The organism is Rhodococcus sp. PSBB066 (genome assembly GCF_017068255.1).
GTDB classification, from domain to species: Bacteria; Actinomycetota; Actinomycetes; order Mycobacteriales; family Mycobacteriaceae; genus Rhodococcus; species Rhodococcus aetherivorans.
Window position 1 is genome coordinate 396743 of sequence record NZ_CP070859.1, and the last position, 23295, is coordinate 420037.

Genomic DNA, 23295 nt, shown 5'->3' on the forward strand with positions numbered 1-23295 from the left:
ATGGAACCTCTTCGGCCCCTGCGGTCTTCAGCCCTGCACGACCGCCGACAGGCCGCCGCGCAGCTGGTGCTTGACGACCTTGCCGCTGGCGTTGCGCGGCAGGGCCTCGACGATCACGACCTCCTTCGGATGCTTGTAGCGCGCGAGCTGCGCGTCGAAGAACGGCTGCAACTCGTCGAGCGTGAGATCGTCGTGGCCGGGCCGCAACGCGATCACCGCGACCGGCACCTCGCCCCACTTCGCGTCCGGACGCCCGATCACGGCCGCCTCGAGGATCTTCGGATGCGAGAACAGCACGTTCTCGACGTCGGCGCAGTAGATGTTCTCACCCCCGGAGATGATCATGTCCTTCTTGCGGTCGACGACGTAGACGAATCCCTCCGTGTCGACGCGCACGAGGTCGCCGGAGTGGAACCAGCCGCCGTGGAACGCATCCGCCGTTGCAGCCGGGTTGTTCCAGTACTCGCTCATCATGGTGGGCCCGCGGTAGACGATCTCGCCGACCTGACCGGGCGCCACGTCGTTCATCTCGTCGTCGACGACGCGCGCCTGGATCGTCGGGATGACGCGGCCGACGGAACCGAGCTTGCGCAGCGCGTCCGCGCCGTCCAGCACGCAGGTGATGGGCGACATCTCGGTCTGGCCGAACACCGCGACGTTCGACGCGTCGGGGAACGTCTCGGCCATGGCGCGCAGGATGGTGTCGGACGACGGCGCCGCGCCCCAGGAAATGTTGGTCAGGGCCAGCTTCCGCGGATTCGCCTGCTGGGCGGCGCACACCGCCTGCCACTGCACCGGCACGAGGAACAGGTTGGTGACCTGCTCGGCCTCGAGGACGTCGAGCAGGTCGTTCGGGTCGAACGCCCCGACCGGATGGATCACGGTGGTAACGCCCAGCATCAGGTTGGGCGCCATCGCGCCGAGCGCGGCGATGTGGAACATCGGGGAGGCGCAGAACCCGACGCCGGACTCGTCGAACAGGTGGAACGCGCGGATGCACGTGAGCGCCTGCGCGGACATGTTGCTGTGGGAGAGCACCGCGCCCTTGGGCCGGCCCGTGGTGCCGGAGGTATACATGATCAGGGCCGGGGTGTCGTCCGGGACGTCGACCGCCGGGTGGGGGTCGCCCGCCTCGGCGATCAGATCCTCGTAGGCGAGGCCGTCGCCCTCGGGGATGCCGCCGACGGTGACGGACAGTTCCAGGCCTTCGCTCTCCGCACGGGCCGCGGCGGCCAGCGGAGCGAGCGGCGCTTCCACGACGATCGCCTTGGATCCGCTGTCCCGCAGCAGGAATGCCACCTCGGGTGCGGTGAGGCGGAAGTTGACCGGGACGGCGATCGCACCGAGGGCGTTGGCGGCGAGCACGGTCTCGAGATACTCGGGACGGTTCAGCATGAGGACGACGACCCGGTCGCCGAAACCGACGCCGCGCCGCGCGAGGGCGTCGGCGAGCCGCTCGACCCGCTCGTGCAACTCCGCCCACGTGATCGACCGGCCCTGGAACCGCAGCGCAGTGCGGTCCGGGATCATCAGAGCGTGCCGCGCGACGTGGTTGTTCCAGTTGTTGCGGCGCAGGCGCTGGGTCTCGGCGAGGGCTGACGGGGTGACCATGAGGGTTCCTCTCGGGGCGTGACGGGGGTGCCGACGGGACGCGATCCCGGTTCTCGATGTGAGGCACATTACAGGCATCGGCCACATTCGGCCACCACTTTGTTAATCGAAATTCTCATCCGATCTGACCGTCGATGCAGGGGCGGGTGCACGCAGCACGGGACCGCTCTCCGGCATGAATATTACTGCTGCCCAGGGGTATAACAGAGATCCTCGACGCAGACCCGCCCCTCGGCGGCCCGGGCACCCGGGCCTGGAAGTATGCGAGCGATCGTCAGGAGAATCGGGGTGGGCGCTTCTCGAGCATGGCCATGGCCGCCTCGGCGAAGTCCGCCGAGGCGAGCAGCTCCGTCTGGCCGCTCTTCTCCCGTGCCAGCGCGTCGTCGAGCCGGCCGAGCGTCGCGGCGGCGAGGGCCCGCTTGGTCAGCGCGACGGCGCGCCGCGGCGTGGTCGCCGTCCGGGCCGCCACGGCGTCGACGTGCGCGGCGAACTCCGCGTCGGGCAGCGTGCGCGCGACGAGGCCGAACCGGTCGGCGTCCGCGGCCGAGACCCGCTCGCCGAGCAACGCCATCTCCGCGGCCCGCGCACGTCCGACCGCGGCAGGAACGAGCAGGCTCGCGCCGCCGTCGGGCATCAGCCCCATGTTCACGAACGACAGCAGGAAGTAGGCGCTCTCCGTGGCGTAGGTGAGGTCCGCCGCGACAGCCATCGACACACCCACCCCCGCGGCCGGGCCGTTGACGGCGGCGATCACCGGCACCGGAACCGTCGCGATGGATCGGATCACCGCGTTCGCGGCGTCCATGACCTCGGACGGGTCGGCCGGGTTCGTCGCCGCCGCAGCGATATCGGCTCCGGTACAGAACGCGCTCCCCTCGCCGGTGAGGACGACGGTGCGAACCCGGGGATCGGCGCCGGCCTCGTCCAGCGCGGCGCCGAGCGCCCGCATGGTCGGCAGGTCCACGGCGTTCATCCGCTTCGGCCGGTCGATGGTCAGACGCAGGATGCCGTCGGCGAGTTCCGACCGCAGCCCCTCGACGGTCGGCGTACTCATGCCCGGACCCCCTGTCCGACGAATCCGCGGAGCCGGTCCTCGATGATCGACTCCGCCTCGGTCACCATGCGGTCGACGAGTTCGGCCACGGTCGGGATGTCGTCGATCAGGCCCTGGCTCTGCCCGGCCGTCCAGATGCCCGCCTCGAGATCGCCGTCCTCGAACACCTTCCGGCCACGCGCCCCGGCGACGAGGTGCGCGATGTCGCCGAACTCGGCTCCGCGCGATTCGATCTCGACGACCTCCGCGCTGATCGAGTTCGCCGCCACGCGGGCGGTGTTGTGGAGGGTGCGGAAGATGAGCCTGGTGTCGCGTTCGGTGTGGGCGACGATCTGTTCCTTGACCGCGTGTGCGACGGGCGACTCGACGGTGCACATGAACCGGGTCCCCATGTTGATCCCGTCCGCGCCCAGGGCGAGCGCCGCGACGAGGCCGCGCGCGTCGGCGATGCCGCCCGAGGCGATCACCGGGATCTGCAGTTGCCGGGTGGCCGCGGGGATCAGGACGAGGCCGGGCACGTCGTCCTCGCCGGGATGACCGGCGCACTCGAACCCGTCGATGCTGACGGCGTCGACGCCGACCCGTTCCGCCTTGAGCGCGTGCCGCACGCTCGTGCACTTGTGGACGACCTTGACGCCGGCGTCCTTCAGGTGGGGCAGATGGTCGACCGGGTTGGAGCCGGCGGTCTCGACGATCTTGATGCCCGACTCGATGATGGCCTGCCGGTACTCGGCGTACGGCGGCGGGGTGATCGACGGCAGGATCGTCAGATTGACGCCGAAGGGCTTGTCGGTGAGCTCGCGGGTCCGGGCGATCTCCTTCACGAGGTCCTCGGGCGTCGGCTGGGTGAGCGCGGTCAGGAATCCCAGGGCGCCGGATTCGGCCACGGCGGCGACGAGCTCGGCGCGACCGACCCACATCATCCCGCCCTGGACGATGGGGTGCTCGACCCCGAATGCCTCGGTGAATCGGGTTCTCACTGGACCTCCTCGGATCCTGGACCTGCGCCGCGAGCGCAGGGGACGGACACGTCCGGCGCAGCGCCGGGTACCGCGATGACTTCAAGAATTCCCGTTAACTTTCGCGGTGTGCGGTCTTGTTTGTCAAGGGCTCTCCGCAGGCCTTTCCACGGAGCGGCCCGAGGGAATTCGCCGCCGCGGATATGGTGCTGGGCGCTAACGTTTGCGATAGGCTGCCGGGACCACGCCCGGCATGGATGGAGGTACGGTGGCGGAGCAGACCCGGACCGGTTCGCGGGGGACGCGGACACGGTCGACCGCCCGCACGTCGACCGAGGCGGCACCGGCTCCGCGACGGCGGCCGAAGAACCGCAAGGCACAGATCGCCGCGGTCGCGGCGGAAGCGTTCAGCGAACGCGGTTACCACGGCGTCGGGATCGACGAGATCGCCGCCGCGGTCGGCATTTCCGGCCCCGCCCTCTATCGGCACTTCCCCAACAAGTACGCGCTGTTCCGGGACGCCGCGCTGAGCCTGGGCACGACGCTCGGCACGGCCGTCGCCGAGGCGGACGAGGACGCGGTGGACGACCCCGCCGAGTGGCTCGACCGGCTGCTGCTCGCCGCGATCCGCACCACCGTCGAGTGCCGTCGCACCGCCGGGCTCTACCGGTGGGAGAACCGCTACCTGACGGCCGAGGACCGCAGCGAGGTCCGCAGCGTGATCTGGGGCGTCAACCGCCGTGTCGGCGCCGCCCTGGCCGCCCTGCGCCCGGACCTGCCGGAGCCGGACAACGTGTTGCTCAGCGCCGCCATGCTCAGCGTCGTCGGCAGCATCACCGCCCATCGGGCGCCGCTGTCCAACCGCCGGATCGAGCGGTTGCTGCTGGACGCGTGCCGGTCGGTGGCCGCGGTCCGGCTCGAGGCGGCCGGCCCGTCGCGCGCCGCGGCCGTCCGGACCCCCGGCCTCGCCGTCGCCAACAAACGCGAGGTGCTGCTGCACGAGGCGATCCTGCTGTTCCACGCCCGGGGGTACCACGACGTGAGCATCGAGGAGATCGGCGCCGCGGCCGGCATCAACGCCTCCGGGGTCTACCGGCACTTCGCGAGCAAGTCCGACCTGCTCGCCGCGGCCTTCCACCGGGCCGCGGACCGGCTCTCCGTCGCCGTGAACACCGCGCTGGCCGACTCCACGTCTCCGGCCGAGGCGCTGCGCGCCCTCACCGACGTGTACGTCCGGTTGTCCTTCGCCCAGAGCGAGCTGATGTCGGTGTACTTCACGGAGATCGGCAGCCTGCCCGCCGCCCACCGCACCGACCTGCGCAACATCCAGCGGCTCAACGTCGAGGAATGGGCCCGTCTGCTCGCCGACGTCCGGCCGGGCCTGTCCGCGGTCGAGTGCCGATTCCTGGTCCATGCCGCGCTGAACCTCGTGCTCGACATAGGCCGGCTGATGCACTTCGAACCCACCCCGTCCAACGAGAGCCGGGTGCAGCAACTGATGCTGGTCACCCTCCTCGGCAACAGCGCCCCGCGGGAGGCGAACTCGTGACGCACACGGCCACCGCGGCGGTACTGCGCGACTACGGGACGACGCCGCGGGCGGAGCCGATCGAGTTGCCGCCGCTGCGGCCCGACGAGGTCCTCGTCCGGATCGGTGGCGTCGGCATCTGCCACACCGATCTCACCGCCGCCGCCGGCGGGGTCCCGATCCCGCTGCCGGCCGTCCTCGGGCACGAGGGTGCGGGCACCGTCGTCGAGATCGGCCCCGACGTCACCGATCTCGACGTCGGCGACCCGGTGGTGCTCGGATTCGACTCGTGCCGCACGTGCCGCAACTGCGCGCGCGGCCGGCCGGCCTACTGCACCCGCTTCGCCCCGCTCAACTACGGCGGCCGTCGCGCGGACGGCTCGACCACCCTGCGCGACGCGTCGGGGGCGCCCCTGCACGGGAACTGGTTCGGACAGTCGTCGTTCGCATCCCTCGCGATTGCCACCGAACGCAACGCCGTGCGCCTGCCGGACGACGTTCCGCTCGTCCCGGCCGGACCGCTGGGCTGCGGGTTGCAGACCGGCGCCGGAGCGGTGCTGCGGGTCCTGCGGCCCGAACCCGGCTCGTCGATCGCCGTGTTCGGTCTCGGCGCGGTCGGCATGGCCGCCGTCATGGCCGCCCGGATCGCCGGGTGCGGCACCGTCGTCGGCGTCGACCCGAACCCGCGGCGGCACGCGCTCGCCCGCGAACTCGGTGCGACGGAGACACTGAACCCCGACGAGCACACCGACCCCGGCCGGCGGATCCGCGAGATCACCGGTGGGGGCGTCGATCACGCCGTCGAAGCCGTCGGTACCGAAGCGGTGATCCGGCAGGCACTGGCCTCGCTCACGATCCCCGGCACCTGTGCCACGCTGGGACTGCGCGCCGGCCGGAATCCGGTCACCGTCGACCAGACGCATCTGCTCAACGGGCGCACCCTCACCGGGGTGATCGAGGGGGACGCCGACCCGCACGTGTTCCTCCCCGAACTCGTCCGCCTGTGGCAGCAGGGCTCGTTCCCGGTGGAGAAACTGATCCGCACCTTCCCGTTCGAACGATTCGACGAGGCGCTCGCCGACGTCCGGGCCGGCGACGTCGTCAAGGCAGTACTCACCTTCGACCCTCAGGAGTGACCATGACCGTGGCCGACGAGCTGGCCGCACTGCGCAGCCGGACCGACGTGATCTCCCCGCGCGAACTCGACGCCCTGTGGACGCGTCTGGAGCCCGCCCGCCTCGGCGATCTCGTCGGATATCGCTGGCGCGGATTCAGTTTCGACACCGGCCACCGGACCCACACCCGCCTCGGCCGGGCCCGGTGGTACGGCAAGCAGTTCGCCGCCGCCGACGACGTGCAGCCGCTGCTGTGCTACGACGCGAACGGGGAACTCTTCTCCGACGTCGACACCGGGCGCGGCGAGGCGAGCCTGTGGGAGATCCGGTTCCGCGGCGAGGTCACCGCCACGATGGTCTACGACGGCATGCCCGTGTTCGACCACTTCAAGAAGGCCGACGACGACACGCTCGTCGGGGTCATGAACGGCAAGGGCAAGCTCGTCTTCGACGCGGGCGAACACTACTGGTTCGGCCTCGAACGCGACGTCGCGCTGTAGCGCCCGATCCCGTTGGCAGTGGCCGAATGTCACATCACTTCGGTCTGATCGAAGGAATGTGACATTCGGCCCTCACGACCACCGCAACCACCGCCACCCGGGGTGCGGGTCAGCTGCGAGGTGCGATCCGGTCCAGGTGGGCCAGCAACCGGGCCACCGCGTCGTCGAACTGCACCTCGGTCTGCGCGATCACCTCGGCGCGGTCCCCCCTGCGGAACGCGTCGATCAGCCGGGCGTGCGACGCGACAGCGAGCCGGCCCCAACCCGGATCCGCCGCGTAGAGCCGGTACGGGGTGTAGCGCGCCGCACAGTAGAGAAACCAGGCGAGCTTCGGACTGGCCGCGATCCGGTTCAGGTCCCGGTGGAACTCGAACTCCGCGTCGGCGATCCGCTGTGCCTCTCCGGACTCGACGGCCAGGCACAGCGCATCGTTCAGGGCGCTCAACCGCTCGAGGTCCGCGGGTTCCGCGGAGCGCAGCGCGCGCAGAGCCAGTTCCACTGCGATCTGCTTCTGCAGCCAGAAGATGTCGGCCACGTCGCCCCGGTCGAGCGGCGAGACGACGTAGCCGCGGTTGGGTACCGACTGCACCAAGCCCTCGCCGCGCAGCGTCAGCAGCGCCTCCCGGACCGGGGTGACGCTGACCCCGAGTTCGGCGGCGGTCTCGTCGAGACGCACGAAGTCGCCGGGCCGCAGCGCACCGGAGATGATGAGTCCGCGCAGGTGGGTCGCGACCTCCTCGGAGAGCTGGGGCCGTCGCCGTAATCCGCGCGACGCTCGGGCCGGTGCCGTCATCGGTCTACAGCCCGTAGCTCTTGCCGATGATGTCGCGCTGGATCTCGTTGGTGCCGCCGAAGATCGTCGACACGATCGTCCTGCGCACGTGGTGTTCCATGTCGAATTCGGTGGCGTACCCGTAGCCACCCATCATCTGCATGCCTTCGAGGGCGGTCTTCTTCGCGACCTCGGTGGCCTTGAGCTTGACCATGGACGCCTCGCGCGGGAACAGCGTGCCCGGGTTGGCGTCGACGAGGCGCGCGACGCGGTACACCAGCAGCCGGGTCGCCTCGATTTCGGTGGCCAGGTCCGCGACCCGGTGACGGATCGCCTGGAACGTGCCGACCGGGCGGCCGAACTGCTTGCGTTCGGTGACGAACTGCAAGGCGTCGTCGAAGGCGCGCTGCGCGGTGCCGAGCATCATCGCGGCCAGGATGAGCCGCTCGGTGTTCAGCCCGGCCATCAGCTGGGTCCAGCCGTTGCCGACCTCGCCGACGACGGCGTCCTCCGGCAGGCGCACGTCGGTGAGGTAGAGGTCGTTGACCTCCTTGCCGCCCATGGTGTCGATGCCGCTGATCTTCAGGCCCGGCGTGCCGGCCGGCAGATGGAACATGGTCAGGCCCTGGTGCTTGGCGCCGCTGCGGTCGGTGCGGGCGACGAGCAGGATGTTGTCGGCGAAGTGCGCGTTGGAGCACCAGGTCTTCTGGCCGTTGATCAGCCAACCGTCGTCGACCTTCTCGGCGCGGCAGGTCAGGGCGCCGACGTCGGAACCGGCCTCGGGCTCGGACATGGAGATGGACTGGGACCGGCCCTCGACGATGCCCCCGAGCACGGTTTCCTTCTGCGCTTGCGTGCCGAACTTCTCGTAGGCGGCGCCGGTGATGAGGGTGGGGCCGATGCCGCCGATGGGGGCCATGCCGCGCGTGCTCTGCTCGAGCAGGATGCACAGGTCGACCGTGCTGCCGGCGGACCCGCCGAACTCCTCGGGCACCGTCACCCCGAGCCAGCCGAGGTCGGCCATCTTCCGGTACAGCTCCTGGCTGTGGCTGTGCGTGCCGTGGTCGGTGAGGGCGTCGCGCTGGGCGCGGGTGCCCACCTCACGGCGGCAGAAGTCGGCGACGGCCGCCGCGAAGTCCTGCTGCTCCGGAGTGAACTCGGTGAGGTTGGTGTGCATGGGATCGGCCTCCTGGCCTGGACAAGTAGCGGGGGGTTGTCGACGCCGGGCGCGCCGCCTAGTGTGAGATCCACGACAGTGAATCACATCAAATATATTTGATGCGACCCAGTGAAGGAAGCGTCACTCCATGACCCAGGACCTCAGCACCCCCGGCACGCCGTCGCCCGCTCCCCCGTCCGCCACGTTCACCAGCCTCGACCCGCGCGACGGTTCCGTCCTCGCGGAGTACCCGATCGCCGACGCCACCGACGTGGCCGCCGCCGTCGACCGCGCCCGGTCGGCCGCCCGCTGGTGGGCCGCCCAGGGCTTCCGCGGCCGCCGGGACTGGCTGCTCGAGTTCAAGAAGGCCGTCGCCGCCGACGCCGAGGCCCTCGCGGCCGTCGTCTCCGCCGAGACCGGCAAGCCGCGCGGCGACGCCTTCCTCGAGGTGATGCTCGCGATCGAGCACCTCGACTGGGCCGCCCGCAACGCCAAGAAGGTGCTGCGCCCCCGCAGGGTGCCGTCCGGCCTCGCCAGCGCCAACCAGCACGCCACGCTCGAGTACCAGCCGCTCGGCGTGATCGGCGTCATCGGGCCGTGGAACTACCCGGTCTACACCCCGATGGGCTCGATCTCCTACGCCCTCGCCGCCGGCAACGCTGTCGTGTTCAAGCCGTCCGAACTGACCCCGGGCGTGGGCAGGTGGCTCGAGCAGAAGTGGAACGCGCTCGCTCCCACGCAGCCGGTGTTCCAGGTGGTCACCGGCCTCGGCGAGACCGGCGCGGCACTCGCCCGCTCCGGTGTCGACAAGATCGCCTTCACCGGCTCCGGCGCCACCGCCCGCAAGGTCATGGCCGTGTGCGCCGAGACCCTCACCCCGCTCGTCGCCGAGTGCGGCGGCAAGGACGCGATGATCGTCGCCGAGGACGCCGACCTCGACAAGGCCGTGGAGATGGCCGCGTTCGGCGCGTTCGGGAATGCGGGCCAGACCTGCGCCGGCGTCGAACGCATCTACGTCGTCGAGCCGGTCTACCGGCAGTTCCTCGACAAGCTCACCGCCACCATCGAGCGGGTGCGCCCCGGCGGCACCGACGACGCCAGCTACGGCCCGATGACGCTGCCCCGGCAGATCGACATCGTGCGCGGCCAGATCGACGACGCCCTCGATCACGGCGCCGAGGCCGTCGTCGGCGGTCGCGAGTCGGTGCACGACCGCTACGTCGACCCGGTGATCCTCACCGACGTGCCGGAGCGGTCCTCCGCCGTGTGCGAAGAGACCTTCGGCCCGACGGTGGTGGTCAACAAGGTGCGCGATCTCGACGAGGCCGTCGAGCGCGCCAACGCCACCGACTACGGCCTCGGCGCGTCGGTGTTCACCAAGGACCGCTCCCGCGGCCGCAAGATCGCCGACCGATTGCGCACCGGCATGGTGTCGGTGAACTCGGTGCTCGGCTTCGCGGGCATCCCGTCGCTGCCGTTCGGCGGCATCGGCGAATCCGGGTTCGGCCGCATCCACGGCGCCGACGGCCTGCGCGAATTCAGCCGGCCCAAGTCGGTGACCGTCGAGAGGTTCCGGGCCCCGCTGAACCTGCTCACGCTCGAGCGCACCGCGCGGGACGTGAAGATCGCCGCGTGGATGCTCAAGACCCGGCACGGGCGGTGACACCGATGACGTCGACCTCCCCCGACCGCACCCAGGAACGCACGCGCGGCGCGTCCGTCGCCGCCCGCCCCGACGCCCGGACGGAGAAGGCCACCACCTTCCCGGCGCCGAACCGGGACCCGCACGCCGGGCTCGGCCGGTTCGGCTGGCTGAAGGTGATCGAGGGCCTGGACCCGGTGACCCACCATCAGGACATCCTGCGGATCACCGCGGGCTACGAGTTCCCGTGGGACTACCAGCGGTCGCTCGAGTTCGCGCTGTTCCGTACCTACTGCGTGCCGAGCATCTCCGCGCTGCTGGCCCGCACCGGCGAGTTCGAGCACCGCCCGCAGAAACGCTACGACGACACCGCGATCCTGATGTCCGAGCTCGTCGAGCACGGCTACGACTCCGAACGGGGCCGCGAGTCGCTGCGCAACGTCAACCGGATGCACGGCAGGTACTCGATCGACAACGACGACATGCTCTACGTGCTCTCGACGTTCGTCTACGACCCGATCGACTGGATCGACCGCTACGGCTGGCGGCGGCTGCACCCGCACGAGCGCCTCGCGTCGTTCCATTTCTACCGGCAGGTGGGAATCCGGATGGGCATCAAGGACATTCCGGAGTCCTACCAGGAGTTCCAGCGGTTCAAGCTGGACTACGAGGACGAGCACTTCACCTACAGCGACGACAACCACCGCATCGGCACCTACACCCTGCGGCTGTTCCAGTCGTGGTATCCGAAGGCGCTCGCACCCGCCGTCGCCACCGCGGTGTACGCACTGATCGACGAGCGGATGGCCGCGGCGTTCGGGTTCCCGCAGGGCTCTGCGCAGGTCCGGGCGGTCGCGGAGGCCGCGCTGCGCGCCCGGTCCGCGGTGGTGCGCCGACTGCCCAAGCGACGGCTCTCGCGAGCGGCGAGCAACCCCAACAACCGCACCTATCCGGGATATCCGGAGGGCTACCGCCCCCGGGATCTCGGCGTGGGGTACTGATCCGGGGGGAGGGGAGGGCGCCGGCCTGCCGCCCGGGAGGGGCGGCGGGCCGGCGTGCGTCACCCGGCGGGCACCTCGGCGACGTGCTCGGCGGGACGCCGGTTCGCCGCCGGCAGGGCGAGCGCGGCGACGAACACCACCACCGCGCACGTCGCGCACACCAGGTAGGCGATCGAGAATCCCGCCGTAGTGATGCCCCCGTTCGACAGATGCGCCGCGAGAACGGTCGCGACCACCGCGCTGCACACGGTGCTGCCCGTGGTGCGCAGCAGCACGTTGACACCGTTCGCCGCGGCGGTCTGCTCCAGCGGGACCGCGCCCATGATCAGCACCGGCAGCGTGCAGTACACGAGGGTGGTGCCGATGGCGGCGACGCCGAGCGCCACCACCACCGACCACAGCGGCTTGTCCGGCACCGCATGCAGCGAGTATCCGCACAGCAGGAACAGTGCGCCGGCCAGCATGGGGACCTTCGTTCCCCACCGGTCGGACAACCGCGCCGCGACGAGGGAGAACGACATCATCGCGAAGCTCGCCGGCAGCTGGCACAGGGCCGCGAGCAGGATCGGCAGCCCGTAACCGGCGCCGCGGTCCGGGTCGGCCTGCAGCAGCTGCGTGGTGATGAGGGTGTTGCCGTAGAACGCGAACCCGACCAGCAGGGCGGCCAGGTGCGGCATCAGGACGGTGCGCCGCGCCGAGACCCGCAGATCCACGAGGGGGTTGCGGTTGCGCAGCTGCTGGAAGCCCCACAGTCCGAACAGGACCACGGCGGCGGCGAACATCGACAGCACGGCCGGGCTGGTCCAGCCCCAGGTGCTGCCCTGTGTGATCGGGACGAGCAGGCTCACCAGCGCGGCGGTCAGGCCGACCGCGCCGACGCCGTCGAACCGGCCGCCGGTGCGGGTGCGGGACTCCCGGATGAACACCGCGGCCGCGGTCATCACCGCCGCGCCGATCGCGGTGGTGACCCAGAACAGCACGTGCCAGTTCGCGAACTGGACGATGGCCGCGGCGAACGGGATGCCCAGGGCGGTGCCCAGTCCGAGCGTGGAGCTGAGCAGGGCGATCGCCCGTCCGATCCGTTCCCTGGGCAGTTCCTCGCGCAGGATCGACATGCCGATCGGGATGATCGCGGCGCCCGCGCCCTGCAGGCCGCGGGCGGTGATGAGCACCGCGATGTTCGAACTGATCGCGCAGAGCAGCGACCCGACGGTCATCAGGACCAGGGCGACGAGCAGCATGCGCTTCTTGCCGATCATGTCGGCGAGCCGCCCGAAGATCGGGGTCATCACGGCCCCGACGAGCAGCGTGGTCGTCACCAGCCACGACACGGCCGTGGTGCCGGCGCCCGTCAGGGCCGGCATGCTCGGCAGCAGCGGCACCATGACCGTCTGCATGATCGCCTGGAAGATCGCCCCGACCGCGAGGATCGGGAAGACGAAACGCGACGGCCGGGGCGCGACGGCCGTTCCCGACCCACCGGCGGACGCCGCGGCGAGGGGCCGGTCCGGCCGGGACCCGCGCAGCCGGAGGGGGTGGGTGGACACGTACGCCATCGGTCCTCCTCCGCGTGGGGTGAATAATTGTTTACTAGGCTAAGTGAATAGCCGTTTACCCCGCAACAGAGGTGACCCGCGTCTCACCCCGGACCGTCTGTCACTCCGCCCCGTCGAGCAGCTCCTGAACCAGCGGCGCGTACCGCGCCACCACGTCCGGCACCGAACCGGTGGCCCGCTCCCCCAGCATCCGGCGCCGCATGATCGCCAGCCCCATCACCATCGACATCGCCAGCTCCGCGCGCAGCCGCGCGTCCGGACCGGGCAACCGCGCGGCGAGCGCGTCGATCATCTGCTTCGAGTAGTTCTCCCGGAGTGTGCGGTTGCTCTCCTCGCTCGCCCCGCTCATGAACAGGATGTTCATCGAGAGCGGCTTGTACGGCTCGAGCGGCCGGGCCAGCATCGAGACCATCCGCTCCCCCAGCTCCCCGAGCGGGCCGTCGAACAGCACCCGCGCCGCCTCCTGGAAGTCGACCAGGGCGTCGAACAGCTGCTCCTTGGAGCCGAAGTACTTGATGATCAGCGGCGCGCTGACCCCGGCGTCCTCGGCGATGTCCTTGAGGGTGATCTCGCGGTACGGGCGCGTCGCGAACGCCATGCCCGCCGCGTCGAGGATCCGGCGGCGCGTCTGCTCCCCGGTGCGCCTCGGCGCCGTCACAGTGTGCGTCGGCCCGAGAGCGCCCGGCCGAGTGTCAGCTCGTCGGCGAACTCGAGGTCGCCCCCCATGGGCAGACCGGACGCCAGCCGCGTCACCGTCAGGCCGGGGAAGTCCCGCAGCATCCGCACGAGGTACGTCGCGGTGGCCTCGCCCTCCGTGTTGGGGTCCGTCGCGATGATCACCTCGGCGACGTCGACGCCGTCCTCCTGGTTGCCGATGCGGGTGAGCAGCTCGCGGATCCGCAGCTGGTCCGGCCCGATGCCGCTGAGCGGATCGAGCGCGCCGCCGAGCACGTGGTAGCGGCCCCGGAACTCGCGGGTGCGCTCGATGGCCTGCACGTCCTTCGGCTCCTCGACCACACAGATCTGGGTGCGGTCCCGGCGCGGATCGGAACAGATCCGGCAACGCTCCTGATCCGACACCGTGCCGCACACCTCGCAGAACCGGACGCCGTCGCGCACCTGCTGCAGGGCCGCCTGCAGCCGGTCGATCTCCGGCGGCTCGAGCGACAACAGGTGGAACGCGATGCGCTGGGCGCTCTTCGGACCGATGCCCGGCAGCTTGCCGAGTTCGTCGATCAGGTCCTGGACCGGTCCCTCGTACACGTGACTCCTCTAGAAGCCGGGCAGACCGGGGATGCCGCCGCCCAGCCCGCCGGCCAGTGGGCCGAGCTTCTCGGAGGCGATCTCCTGCGCCTTCGCCGACGCGTCGGCGATCGCGCCGATCACCAGGTCCTGCAGCGTCTCCACGTCCTCGGGGTCCACGACCTTCGGGTCGATGTGCAGGCCGACGACCTCGCCGGTCCCCTTCACCGTCGCCGTCACCAGGCCGCCACCGGCCTGGCCGGTCACCTCCGCCTGCGCCATCTCCGCCTGGGCGGCCATCAGCTGCTGCTGCATCTGCTGCGCCTGCGCGAGGAGCTGCTGCATGTCGGGCATTCCACCGGGTTCCAAGGCATGTCCTTTCCGCGGGATTTCGCAACTCAGGGTAGTCCGTCCCCGGTACCGTGACGGCATGCGCGTGCGTGGACTGTCCCGCCGGATCACCGTCGCCGCCACCTGCGTGCTGGCCCTGTCCCTGCCGGGACTGCCCGCGACCGCGAACCAGGACCTGCCGCTGGCCGGTCGCACCGTCTTCCTCGATCCCGGCCACAACGGCGCCAACGACGCGAGCATCGCCACCCAGGTGCCCACCGGTCGCGGCGGCACCAAGAACTGCCAGACCACCGGCACCAGCACCGACTCCGGCTACGCGGAGCACACCTTCAACTGGGACGTGGCCACGCTCGTGCGCGCCGAACTCGAGCGGCTCGGCGCGCACGTGCTGCTCAGCCGGCCCGACGACACGTCCGTCGCCGCCTGCGTGGACCGTCGCGCCGAGGAGGCCAACGCCTCCGGCGCGGACGTCGTGGTCAGCCTGCACGCCGACGGCGGGCCGGCCGACGGCCACGGCTTCCACGTCAACTTCTCGGCGCCCCCGCTCAACGAGGTGCAGGCCGGCCCGTCCGTCGCCCTCGCCACCGCCGTGCGCGACGCCCTCGTCGATGCGGGCCTGTCCCCGTCCACCTACCTCGGCACCGACGGCCTGCTCGGCCGCGACGACCTGGCCGGGCTCAACCTGGCCCGACGGCCGTCCGTGCTGGTCGAGTTCGGCAACATGCGCAACGCGGCGGACGCCGCGACGATGACCGGCCCCGAAGGGCGGCAGCGCTACGCCACCGCCGTCGTCGCCGGGATCGTCGCGTTCGCCGGCGAACCGGCCGAGGCTCTCTAGTCCAGCTCGCGCTTCAGGTTCGCCAGCACCTGCTCCTGGATCTTGCGCAGCCCGAGCGGGGCGAAGGTCTTCTCGAAGAAGCCGCCGATGCCACCCGCGCCCTTCCACTCAGTCAACGTCACCACGGTCGAACCGGTGCCGTTGGGCACCACGCTCCACGTGGTCACCAGGGACGAGTTCGCGTCCCGCTCGGTGATCGTGCTACCCGACACCGCCACTCGCGCCTCGACGTCGCGGGCCCGCTTCTTCGTCGCCTGCAGGATCCAGTGCACGACCGTGCCGTCGCCGCGGCCACCCGAGAGCACCCGGTAGTCGCGGTACTGCTCGGTGAGGATGCGCGGACGCACCGACTCGTAGTCCGCGAGGGCCTCGAGCACCCGCTCCGGCGCTGCGGCGAGCTGAATCGAACTGCTGGCGCTTACCTGTCCCACTGTTCCTCCTGTGTCTCGTGGGCCGCTCACGTCGCGGCCGTCACCGAGTCCCATCCTGCCTGCTTCATCGTCGCGCCCGGCCGGGCCCGCGGGGCTATTGTGAAGATCGCCACCGGCGCGTCGCCCCAGGGAGTCGTATGCAGAAGCCGAAGTCAGTCGTAGCCCCGAGCGGAGAATCCGCCCACCGGGCCGGTGTCGAGCGCCTGTTGCGCTCCTACCGCGCCATCCCAGCCGACGCCCCTGTGCGCCTGGCCAAGAAGACCTCCAACCTGTTCCGGGCCCGGGCCCGGGTGGACGCGCCGGGCCTCGACGTGTCCGGCCTCGGCGGGGTCGTCTCCGTCGACCCCGCCGCGCGCACCGCCGACGTCGCCGGCATGTGTACCTACGAGGATCTGGTCGACGCGACGCTCCCCCACGGCCTCGCGCCCCTCGTGGTGCCGCAGCTGAAGACGATCACCCTCGGCGGGGCGGTCACCGGGCTCGGCATCGAGTCGACCTCCTTCCGCAACGGCCTGCCGCACGAGTCGGTGCTCGAGATGGACATTCTCACCGGGGCCGGCGAGATCGTCACCGCCACTCCCGACGGCGAGCACGCGGATCTGTTCCACGGCTTCCCCAATTCCTACGGCACCCTCGGATACGCGACGCGCCTGCGCATCGAGCTCGAGCCGGTGAAACCGTACGTGGCGCTGCGGCACCTGCGGTTCGACTCGCTCGACGAGATGCAGTCCGCCCTCGACCGCATCGCCACCGAACGGGTGCACGCCGGGGTGCCGGTCGACTATCTCGACGGAGTGATGTTCTCCGCGACCGAGTCCTACCTGACCGTCGGCACGCAGACCGACGCACCCGGCCCGGTCAGCGACTACACCGGCGAGCACATCTACTACCGCTCCATCCAGCACGCGTCCGTCAACCATCCCAGGACCGACCGTCTCACCATCCGGGACTACCTGTGGCGGTGGGACACCGACTGGTTCTGGTGCTCGCGCGCCTTCGGCGCCCAGAACCCCCGGATCCGGCGGCTGTGGCCGAAGCACCTGCTCCGCAGCAGCTTCTACTGGAAGCTGATCGCCCTCGACCACCGCTACGGCATCGCCGACCGCATCGAGCGGCGCAAGGGCAACCTGCCGCGCGAACGCGTCGTGCAGGACATCGAGGTGCCGATCGAGCGGACCGCGGAGTTCCTGCGCTGGTTCCTCGACGAGATACCGATCGATCCGGTATGGTTGTGCCCCTTGCGGTTACGCGAGAACGGACCCGCAGTGGGCGATGTCCAGCGCCCGTGGCCCCTGTACCCGCTCGAGCCGAAGTGCACCTACGTCAACATCGGCTTCTGGTCGTCGGTGCCGACCGTTCCCGGAGAGATCGAAGGCGCGGCCAACCGTCGCATCGAACACAAGGTCGCCGAGCTCGACGGGCACAAATCGCTGTACTCCGACTCGTATTATTCACGCGCGGAGTTCGAGCAGCTCTACTACGGCGGCGGGGACTATCCCGCCCTGAAGAAGCGGTACGATCCCGAATCCCGTTTGCTGGACCTCTTCTCGAAGGCGGTGCACAACAGATGACCACGTTGCGAGAACCACGCACGAACGACGGCCGGCTCACCCTCGCCCAGATCCTCGAGACCGTGACCGGCGGCGAGCTGCCGGTGCGGTTCACCGCGTACGACGGCTCCAGCGCCGGCCCCACGGACGCCCCGTACGGCCTGCGGTTGACCTCGACGCGCGGCACGACCTACCTGGCGACGGCCCCCGGCGACCTCGGCATGGCACGCGCCTACGTCTCCGGCGACCTCGAGGCCGAGGGCGTCCACCCCGGCAACCCGTACGAGCTCCTGAAGGCCCTGGGCGACCTGCACTTCCAGCGCCCGCCGGCGATGACGCTCGCTCAGATCGCACGCTCGCTGGGGTTGGAGACGCTCAAGCCCATCGCGCCGCCCCCGCAGGAGCACCTGCCGCGCTGGCGCCGGTTCGCCGAGGGCCTGCGGCACTCGCGCAGCCGCGACGCCGAGGTGATCCACCACCACTACGACGTCTCCAACGCGTTCTACGAGCGCGTCCTCGGGCCCTCCATGACGTACACGTGCGCCCTGTTCGACTCGGAGACGCAGAGCCTCGAGGACGCGCAGGAGAACAAGTATCGCCTCGTCTTCGAGAAGCTGCGGCTGCAGCCCGGGGACCGGCTTCTCGACATCGGCTGCGGCTGGGGCGGGATGGTCCGGTACGCGGCGCGGCGCGGCGTCAAGGCGCTCGGCGTCACCCTGTCGCGTGAGCAGGCCGAGTGGGCGCAGAAGGCCATCGTCGAGGAGGGACTCACCGACCTCGCCGAGGTCCGCTTCTCCGACTACCGCGACGTGCCCGAGACCGGCTTCGACGCGATCTCGTCGATCGGGCTGACCGAGCACATCGGCGTGCAGAACTACCCGGCGTACTTCCGGCGGCTGCACGAGAAGCTGCGCGAGGGTGGGCTGCTGCTGAACCACTGCATCACCCGCCCGGTCAACCGCGGTCCCGTGAAGGCCGGGGGCTTCATCGACCGGTACGTCTTCCCCGACGGCGAGCTCACCGGCTCGGGCCGCATCATCACCGAGGTCCAGGACGTGGGCTTCGAGGTGCTGCACGAGGAGAATCTGCGCCAGCACTACGCGCTGACCCTGAAGGGCTGGTGCGAGAACCTCGTCGCCGACTGGGACGCCTGCGTCGCCGAGGTCGGCGAGGGCACCGCCCGCGTCTGGGGCCTGTACATGGCCGGTTCCCGCCTCGGCTTCGAACGCAACGTCGTTCAGCTGCACCACGTCCTGGCCGTCAAGCTGGGCCCGGACCAGGAGCCGAACGTCCCGCTGCGCCCTTGGTGGGTGGCCTAGGCGGCTCCGCCGCCCGTGCGTGGTTCTGGTAGTGCCCGCTACCAGAACCGCGCACGGCAGCTGCAGGGGTTCGGCTCGTCCCGGACCCAGCCCAGCCGGGTCAGTACCGTCTCGACCTCCCGCGCGACGTCGCACGGCGACGACGCCACCTCCCGATATCCGAAAACCAGTCGCGACCGGCCGGCCAGCTCGGCGGCGTTGTCGCGGCGCCGGTCACGGAAGGCGACTTCGCGCATCGAATGGACCCACCTGCCGTCCAACCGCACCGTGAGCGGGCATCCGGCGCCGTCGTACGTGCAGTCCTCGTACAGGGTCCTGCCGTCCACGACGACCGGACTCTGCCGGCGCGCCACGGGCAGAGCGTGTGCACGCTCGACGTCGATCGCGTAGTGGTACTCGAGCACGGACTGCACCCCGTCTGCGAGCAACGTCACCGCCTCTGCCAGCGAACTCCGATACCGATACGGCGGTCGTTCCTCGAGTCGCAGACGCACATCGGCCAGTCGGATGCCGGCGTTCGTCACGGTGGCGATCAGCGACAGGTACGCCTCCCGCGGCGACGGTTGCGCGGTGGCCAGATCCAGTGCGGTGTCGACCTTGGTCGTGCGCGGCAAGTACCGATCGACGCCGATGTGTGCGTGTGCCCGTGACCGGTGCACGACTACCCCCGGATGGAGAACGGCAGTCGGCTTCGACACCGGCAGCTTCGCTTTCCGTCCTGGTGCCCGCACCGTGGCTCGCTGCGGCAGCGCAGACTTCCCCACGGGAACGGTGAGGTGAACCGGTGCGGTGTCGTCGACCGGAAGCATGCCCCACACCTCCGCCGCGGTCCGGTGACTGAGCATCGCCGCTCCGCCCCCATACAGCAGGGCCGCCTGGAGCACCATGGTCCGCGTCAACGGTCCGCTGCTGACGGCACACACGCCCTGCAGGACACGTTGCCACCGTCCCGTATCGAGCAGATGCCGGACCGCTCCACGGCCCACCCCCAGCGCAGTCAGCTCCGCCTGTGTGACCAGGCCGGCCCGATCGTCGACCAGCTTCTGAATCTCGCTCTTCCCGAAGTCGTCCCCCATGCCGTCGATGATGGCCGACCCGGCGACGGGCAAGGGCTCCCGACCGTGGTCGGGAGCCCTTGCCTGTGGACAACTCGTGTGTGGTTCTGGCAGCGATTGCTACCAAAACCACGCACGGGCGCGTCAGCGCAGGGACGCCGGCGGGGTGAAGCGCTCGCCGTACTTGGCGGCGAGTTCCTCGGCGCGCTTGACGAAGCCCTCCTTACCGCCCGGGTAGCCGGCGATGTACTGCGCGACGCCACCGGTCCAGGCCGGGAAGCCGATGCCGAGGATCGAGCCGATGTTGGCGTCGGCGGTGGTACGCAGCACGCCCTCGTCGAAGCACTTCTGGGTCTCGATGGCCTCGATGAACAGCATCCGCTCGATCAGGTCCTGGATCGGGATGTCGGTGGGCGCGCTGCTGAACTTCTCGCGCAGGCCCGGCCAGATGCGGGTGCGCTTGCCGTCGGCGTACTCGTAGAAGCCGCCGCCACCGGCGCGGCCCGGGCGGCCCTCGTCGACGAGGAAGTCGACGACGGTGGTCGAATCGTCCTGCGGCACCTTCAGACCCGACGCCTCGGCGGCAGCCTCGGTCTCCTTGCGGATCTTCTGCATCAGCGTCAGGTTCAGCTCGTCCGACAGCTGCAGCGGCGGAGCCGGGTAGCCGGCCTGCGAACCGGCCTGCTCGATCGTGGCCGGCTCGATGCCCTCGCCGACCATGCGGATCGCCTCGTTGACGAACGTGCCGATGACGCGGGAGGTGAAGAATCCCCGCGAGTCGTTGACGACGATCGGGGTCTTGCGGATCTGCTGGGCGAGATCGAACGCCTTGGCCAGCGTCGCGTCGGAGGTCTTCTCCCCCGCGATGATCTCGAGCAGCGGCATCTTGTCGACCGGGGAGAAGAAGTGCAGGCCGATGAAGTCCTCCTGGCGCTTCACTCCCTCGGCGAGGCCGGTGATCGGCAGGGTCGAGGTGTTCGACCCGAGCACCGCGTCCGGCGCGACGACGTCCTCGATCTCCTGGAACACCTTGTGCTTGAGGCCGGTGTTCTCGAACACGGCCTCGATGACCAGGTCCGCGCCGGCCAGGTCGGCGGCGTCGGCCGTCGGCGTGATGCGGGCGAGCAGCGCCGCGGACTTCTCCTCCGTGGTCTTGCCGCGGGCGAGCGCCTTGGCCTCGAGGCCCTCCGAGTAGGCCTTGCCCTTCTGCGCCGACTCGATCGAGACGTCCTTGAGGATCACGTCCATACCGGCCTTGGCGCACACGTAGGCGATGCCCGCGCCCATCATGCCGGCGCCGAGCACGGCGACCTTCCGGAAGGTGGTCTTCGGGAACGGCGTGCCGTCGGCCTGCTTGGGGCGCGACGCCCCGGAGTTGATGGCCTGCATGTCGAAGAAGAACGCCTGGATCATGTTCTTGGCGACCTGGCCGGTGACCAGCTCGGTGAAGTAGCGGCCCTCGATCTTCGACGCGTTGTCGAAGTCGACCTGCGAGCCCTCGACGGCGGCGGCCATGATGGCCCGCGGGGCGGGCATCGGGGCGCCCTTGAGCTGCTTGCGCAGGTTCGCGGGGAACGCCGGCAGGTTCGCCGCGAACGACGGCGACGCGGGGGTGCCGCCGGGGATCTTGAAGCCCTTCTTGTCCCAGGGCTGCACGCCGCCTTCGGGATTGGCCTTGATCCACGCCTTCGCGGCGGGGACGAGTTCGTCGATCGAGCCGACGACCTCGTCGATCAGGCCGAGTTCCTTGGCCTTGACCGGGTTGTACTTGTTGCCCTGCAGCAGCACCTGCATCAGCGCGGTCTGGATGCCGAGCATGCGCACGGTGCGGGTGACGCCGCCGCCGCCGGGCAGCAGGCCCAGGCTGGCCTCGGGCAGGCCGATCTGCACACCCTTGACGTCGGCCGCGATGCGGTGGTGGGTGGCCAGGGCGATCTCGAGACCGCCGCCGAGGGCCGCGCCGTTGATCGCGGCGACGACGGGCTTGCCGAGGGTTTCGAGCCGGCGCAGGTCCGCCTTGATGCCCTCGACCTCGTCGAAGATCCGCTGCGCGTCCTCGGGGCCGACCTTGATCATGTTCTTCAGGTCGCCGCCGGCGAAGAAGGTCTTCTTCGCGGAGGTGATCACGACACCGGTGATGTCGTCCTTCTCGGCGACCAGGCGGTCGACGGTGGCCTTCATCGACGCCTTGTAGAGCTCGTTCATGGTGTTCGCGCCCTGGTTCGGGTCGTCGAGGGTCAGCACCACGATGCCGTCGGCGTCGCGCTCCCAGCCGATCATGTTGTTCTCAGTCACTGTGAATTCCCCAGTCCCTTCCGAAGTTTCAGACACGCTCGATGATCGTGGCCACGCCCATGCCGCCACCGATGCAGAGGGTGACGAGGGCGCGGCGGGCACCGCGGCGCTCGAGCTCGTCGACCATCGTTCCCGTGATCATGGCGCCGGTGGCGCCGAGCGGGTGCCCCATCGCGATGGCGCCGCCGTTGACGTTGAGCTTCTCGTCCGGGATCTTCAGGTCCTTCTGGAACTTGAGCACGACCGACGCGAACGCCTCGTTGATCTCGAACAGGTCGATGTCGTCCACGGTCAGGCCGGCGGCGGCGAGGACCTTGTGCGCGGCCGGGGTGGGGCCGGTGAGCATGATCGTCGAGTCCGCACCCGAGGTGGCGGTGGCGACGATGCGGGCGCGCGGGGTCAGGCCCATGTCCTTGCCGGCCTGCTCGGAGCCGACGAGCACCAGCGCGGCGCCGTCGACGATGCCGGAGCTGTTGCCGCCGTGGTGGACGTGGTCGATCTTCTCGACGAAGTGGAACTTCTGCAGCGCGACGGCGTCGAAACCGCCCATCTCGCCGACCATCGCGAACGACGGCTGCAACCCGGCCAGGCCCGCGAGGGTGGTGTCGGGACGCATGTGTTCGTCGTGGTCGAGGACGGTCAGGCCGTTCTGGTCCTTGACCGGCACCACGGACTTGGCGAAGTACCCGCCGGACCACGCCGCCGCGGCCAGCTGCTGCGAACGCAGCGCGTACGCGTCGACGTCCTCGCGGCTGAAGCCTTCCATGGTGGCGATCAGGTCGGCGCTCACACCCTGCGGCACGAAGTAGGTGTCGTAGTTGGTGGCCGGGTCGAGGGCCCACGGGCCGCCGTCCGAGCCCATCGGCACCCGCGACATCGACTCGACGCCACCGGCGACGACGAGCTCGTCCCAGCCGGAGCGGACCTTCTGCGCGGCCATGTTCACGGCCTCGAGGCCGGAGGCGCAGAAGCGGTTGATCTGCACGCCGCCCACGGTGTCGGGCATGCCCGCCGCGGTGACGGCGGTGCGGGCGATGTCGGCACCCTGGTCGCCCACCGGTCCGACGACGCCGAGGATCAGGTCCGAGATGCGGTTCTCGTCCAGGTCCGGGAACCGCACGCGCAGTTCGTCGATCAGGCCGGTGACCAGGGAGATCGGCTTGACCGAATGCAGCGACCCGGTCTTCTTGCCGCGGCCGCGCGGAGTTCGGATGGCTTCGTAGATGAATGCCTCGGAGGTCACAGTGCAGGGTTCCTTCCCGTGCTTTGCGGATGCGAGGGGCGGCGGCTCGTGACAGCCGTCACGCCCGACCTCGT

21 protein-coding genes are annotated in these 23295 nt (G+C 70.2%); 8 read left to right on the plus strand and 13 right to left on the minus strand.

The window, feature by feature from the left end; all coding sequences use genetic code 11:
* Positions 1-27 precede the first annotated feature (27 nt).
* From fadD5 to JYA75_RS01950, 3 genes are all read right to left on the minus strand, one after another.
* The gene (gene fadD5 / locus JYA75_RS01940; RefSeq protein ID WP_203329631.1) at positions 28-1611 is read right to left on the minus strand and encodes a fatty-acid--CoA ligase FadD5; all 1584 of its coding nucleotides are present in this window, start codon (positions 1609-1611) and stop codon (positions 28-30) included.
* A 274-nt stretch (positions 1612-1885) separates the two neighbouring features.
* Complete coding sequence (locus JYA75_RS01945) at positions 1886-2665, minus strand: enoyl-CoA hydratase (RefSeq protein WP_006947482.1); 780 nt, start codon at positions 2663-2665, stop codon at positions 1886-1888.
* Positions 2662-3645 (minus strand): nitronate monooxygenase family protein, encoded by a 984-nt coding sequence (locus JYA75_RS01950; RefSeq protein ID WP_203329632.1) that lies wholly within the window; start codon positions 3643-3645, stop codon positions 2662-2664. Before JYA75_RS01950 ends, JYA75_RS01945 begins: the two co-directional genes overlap by 4 nt.
* Positions 3646-3892: 247 nt before the next feature.
* Here JYA75_RS01950 and JYA75_RS01955 point away from each other — a divergent pair, with 247 nt between their 5' ends.
* Genes JYA75_RS01955 through JYA75_RS01965 form a run of 3 tightly spaced genes read left to right on the plus strand, consistent with a single transcriptional unit; the run spans position 3893 to position 6767 of the window.
* Positions 3893-5173 carry a TetR/AcrR family transcriptional regulator gene (locus tag JYA75_RS01955; RefSeq protein WP_050034472.1) on the plus strand — a complete coding sequence of 427 codons (1281 nt, stop codon included), beginning with the start codon at positions 3893-3895 and terminating at the stop codon, positions 5171-5173.
* A complete protein-coding gene (locus JYA75_RS01960; protein ID WP_084648676.1) occupies positions 5170-6288 on the plus strand; it encodes an NAD(P)-dependent alcohol dehydrogenase in 1119 nt (372 codons plus the stop codon). The genes JYA75_RS01955 and JYA75_RS01960 overlap by 4 nt, the downstream gene beginning before the upstream one ends.
* A gap of 2 nt (positions 6289-6290) precedes the next feature.
* Positions 6291-6767, plus strand: coding sequence for a DUF4334 domain-containing protein (locus tag JYA75_RS01965; protein ID WP_006947474.1), 477 nt, complete (start codon positions 6291-6293; stop codon positions 6765-6767).
* A 109-nt stretch (positions 6768-6876) separates the two neighbouring features.
* Here the strand turns inward: JYA75_RS01965 and JYA75_RS01970 are convergent, their stop codons facing one another.
* The gene (locus tag JYA75_RS01970) at positions 6877-7560 is read right to left on the minus strand and encodes a GntR family transcriptional regulator (protein ID WP_006947472.1); all 684 of its coding nucleotides are present in this window, start codon (positions 7558-7560) and stop codon (positions 6877-6879) included.
* Between the two features lie 4 nt (positions 7561-7564).
* Positions 7565-8716 carry an acyl-CoA dehydrogenase family protein gene (locus JYA75_RS01975; protein ID WP_043799326.1) on the minus strand — a complete coding sequence of 384 codons (1152 nt, stop codon included), beginning with the start codon at positions 8714-8716 and terminating at the stop codon, positions 7565-7567.
* Positions 8717-8846: 130 nt separating this feature from the next.
* Between JYA75_RS01975 and JYA75_RS01980 the strand changes: the two genes are divergently transcribed.
* The gene (locus JYA75_RS01980; protein WP_203329633.1) at positions 8847-10361 is read left to right on the plus strand and encodes an aldehyde dehydrogenase family protein; all 1515 of its coding nucleotides are present in this window, start codon (positions 8847-8849) and stop codon (positions 10359-10361) included.
* Positions 10331-11341, plus strand: a complete 1011-nt coding sequence (locus tag JYA75_RS01985; RefSeq protein ID WP_203329634.1) for an oxygenase MpaB family protein — start codon at positions 10331-10333, stop codon at positions 11339-11341. Before JYA75_RS01980 ends, JYA75_RS01985 begins: the two co-directional genes overlap by 31 nt.
* A gap of 59 nt (positions 11342-11400) precedes the next feature.
* Here JYA75_RS01985 and JYA75_RS01990 read toward each other — a convergent pair whose 3' ends face one another.
* The 4 genes from JYA75_RS01990 to JYA75_RS02005 all read right to left on the minus strand — a co-directional run bounded on the left by JYA75_RS01990 (position 11401) and on the right by JYA75_RS02005 (position 14493).
* Entirely contained in the window at positions 11401-12897 is a 1497-nt protein-coding gene (locus tag JYA75_RS01990; RefSeq protein WP_203329635.1) for an MFS transporter, read from the minus strand.
* 100 nt (positions 12898-12997) lie between these two features.
* Entirely contained in the window at positions 12998-13555 is a 558-nt protein-coding gene (locus JYA75_RS01995; protein WP_006947463.1) for a TetR/AcrR family transcriptional regulator, read from the minus strand.
* The gene (gene recR / locus JYA75_RS02000; protein WP_006947462.1) at positions 13552-14160 is read right to left on the minus strand and encodes a recombination mediator RecR; all 609 of its coding nucleotides are present in this window, start codon (positions 14158-14160) and stop codon (positions 13552-13554) included. Before recR ends, JYA75_RS01995 begins: the two co-directional genes overlap by 4 nt.
* A gap of 9 nt (positions 14161-14169) precedes the next feature.
* Positions 14170-14493 (minus strand): YbaB/EbfC family nucleoid-associated protein, encoded by a 324-nt coding sequence (locus JYA75_RS02005; protein ID WP_050034469.1) that lies wholly within the window; start codon positions 14491-14493, stop codon positions 14170-14172.
* 76 nt (positions 14494-14569) lie between these two features.
* Between JYA75_RS02005 and JYA75_RS02010 the strand changes: the two genes are divergently transcribed.
* Positions 14570-15328, plus strand: coding sequence for an Rv3717 family N-acetylmuramoyl-L-alanine amidase (locus tag JYA75_RS02010; RefSeq protein ID WP_203329636.1), 759 nt, complete (start codon positions 14570-14572; stop codon positions 15326-15328).
* On the opposite strand, the gene JYA75_RS02015 is transcribed toward JYA75_RS02010, so the two are convergent.
* Complete coding sequence (locus tag JYA75_RS02015) at positions 15325-15759, minus strand: SRPBCC family protein (RefSeq protein WP_029547133.1); 435 nt, start codon at positions 15757-15759, stop codon at positions 15325-15327. The two genes, JYA75_RS02010 and JYA75_RS02015, sit on opposite strands and share 4 nt — an antisense overlap.
* 137 nt (positions 15760-15896) lie before the next feature.
* Here JYA75_RS02015 and JYA75_RS02020 point away from each other — a divergent pair, with 137 nt between their 5' ends.
* Positions 15897-17330, plus strand: a complete 1434-nt coding sequence (locus JYA75_RS02020) for an FAD-binding oxidoreductase (protein ID WP_203329637.1) — start codon at positions 15897-15899, stop codon at positions 17328-17330.
* On the plus strand, positions 17327-18628 hold the full coding sequence (locus JYA75_RS02025) for a class I SAM-dependent methyltransferase (RefSeq protein ID WP_203329638.1): 1302 nt from the start codon (positions 17327-17329) through the stop codon (positions 18626-18628). Before JYA75_RS02020 ends, JYA75_RS02025 begins: the two co-directional genes overlap by 4 nt.
* A 38-nt stretch (positions 18629-18666) precedes the next feature.
* Here JYA75_RS02025 and JYA75_RS02030 read toward each other — a convergent pair whose 3' ends face one another.
* The 3 genes from JYA75_RS02030 to JYA75_RS02040 all read right to left on the minus strand — a co-directional run bounded on the left by JYA75_RS02030 (position 18667) and on the right by JYA75_RS02040 (position 23221).
* Positions 18667-19704 (minus strand): type IV toxin-antitoxin system AbiEi family antitoxin domain-containing protein, encoded by a 1038-nt coding sequence (locus tag JYA75_RS02030; RefSeq protein WP_050036250.1) that lies wholly within the window; start codon positions 19702-19704, stop codon positions 18667-18669.
* Positions 19705-19827: 123 nt separating this feature from the next.
* A complete protein-coding gene (locus tag JYA75_RS02035) occupies positions 19828-21978 on the minus strand; it encodes a 3-hydroxyacyl-CoA dehydrogenase NAD-binding domain-containing protein (protein ID WP_029547131.1) in 2151 nt (716 codons plus the stop codon).
* A gap of 28 nt (positions 21979-22006) precedes the next feature.
* Positions 22007-23221, minus strand: coding sequence for an acetyl-CoA C-acetyltransferase (locus JYA75_RS02040; RefSeq protein ID WP_006947448.1), 1215 nt, complete (start codon positions 23219-23221; stop codon positions 22007-22009).
* Positions 23222-23295 lie beyond the last annotated feature (74 nt).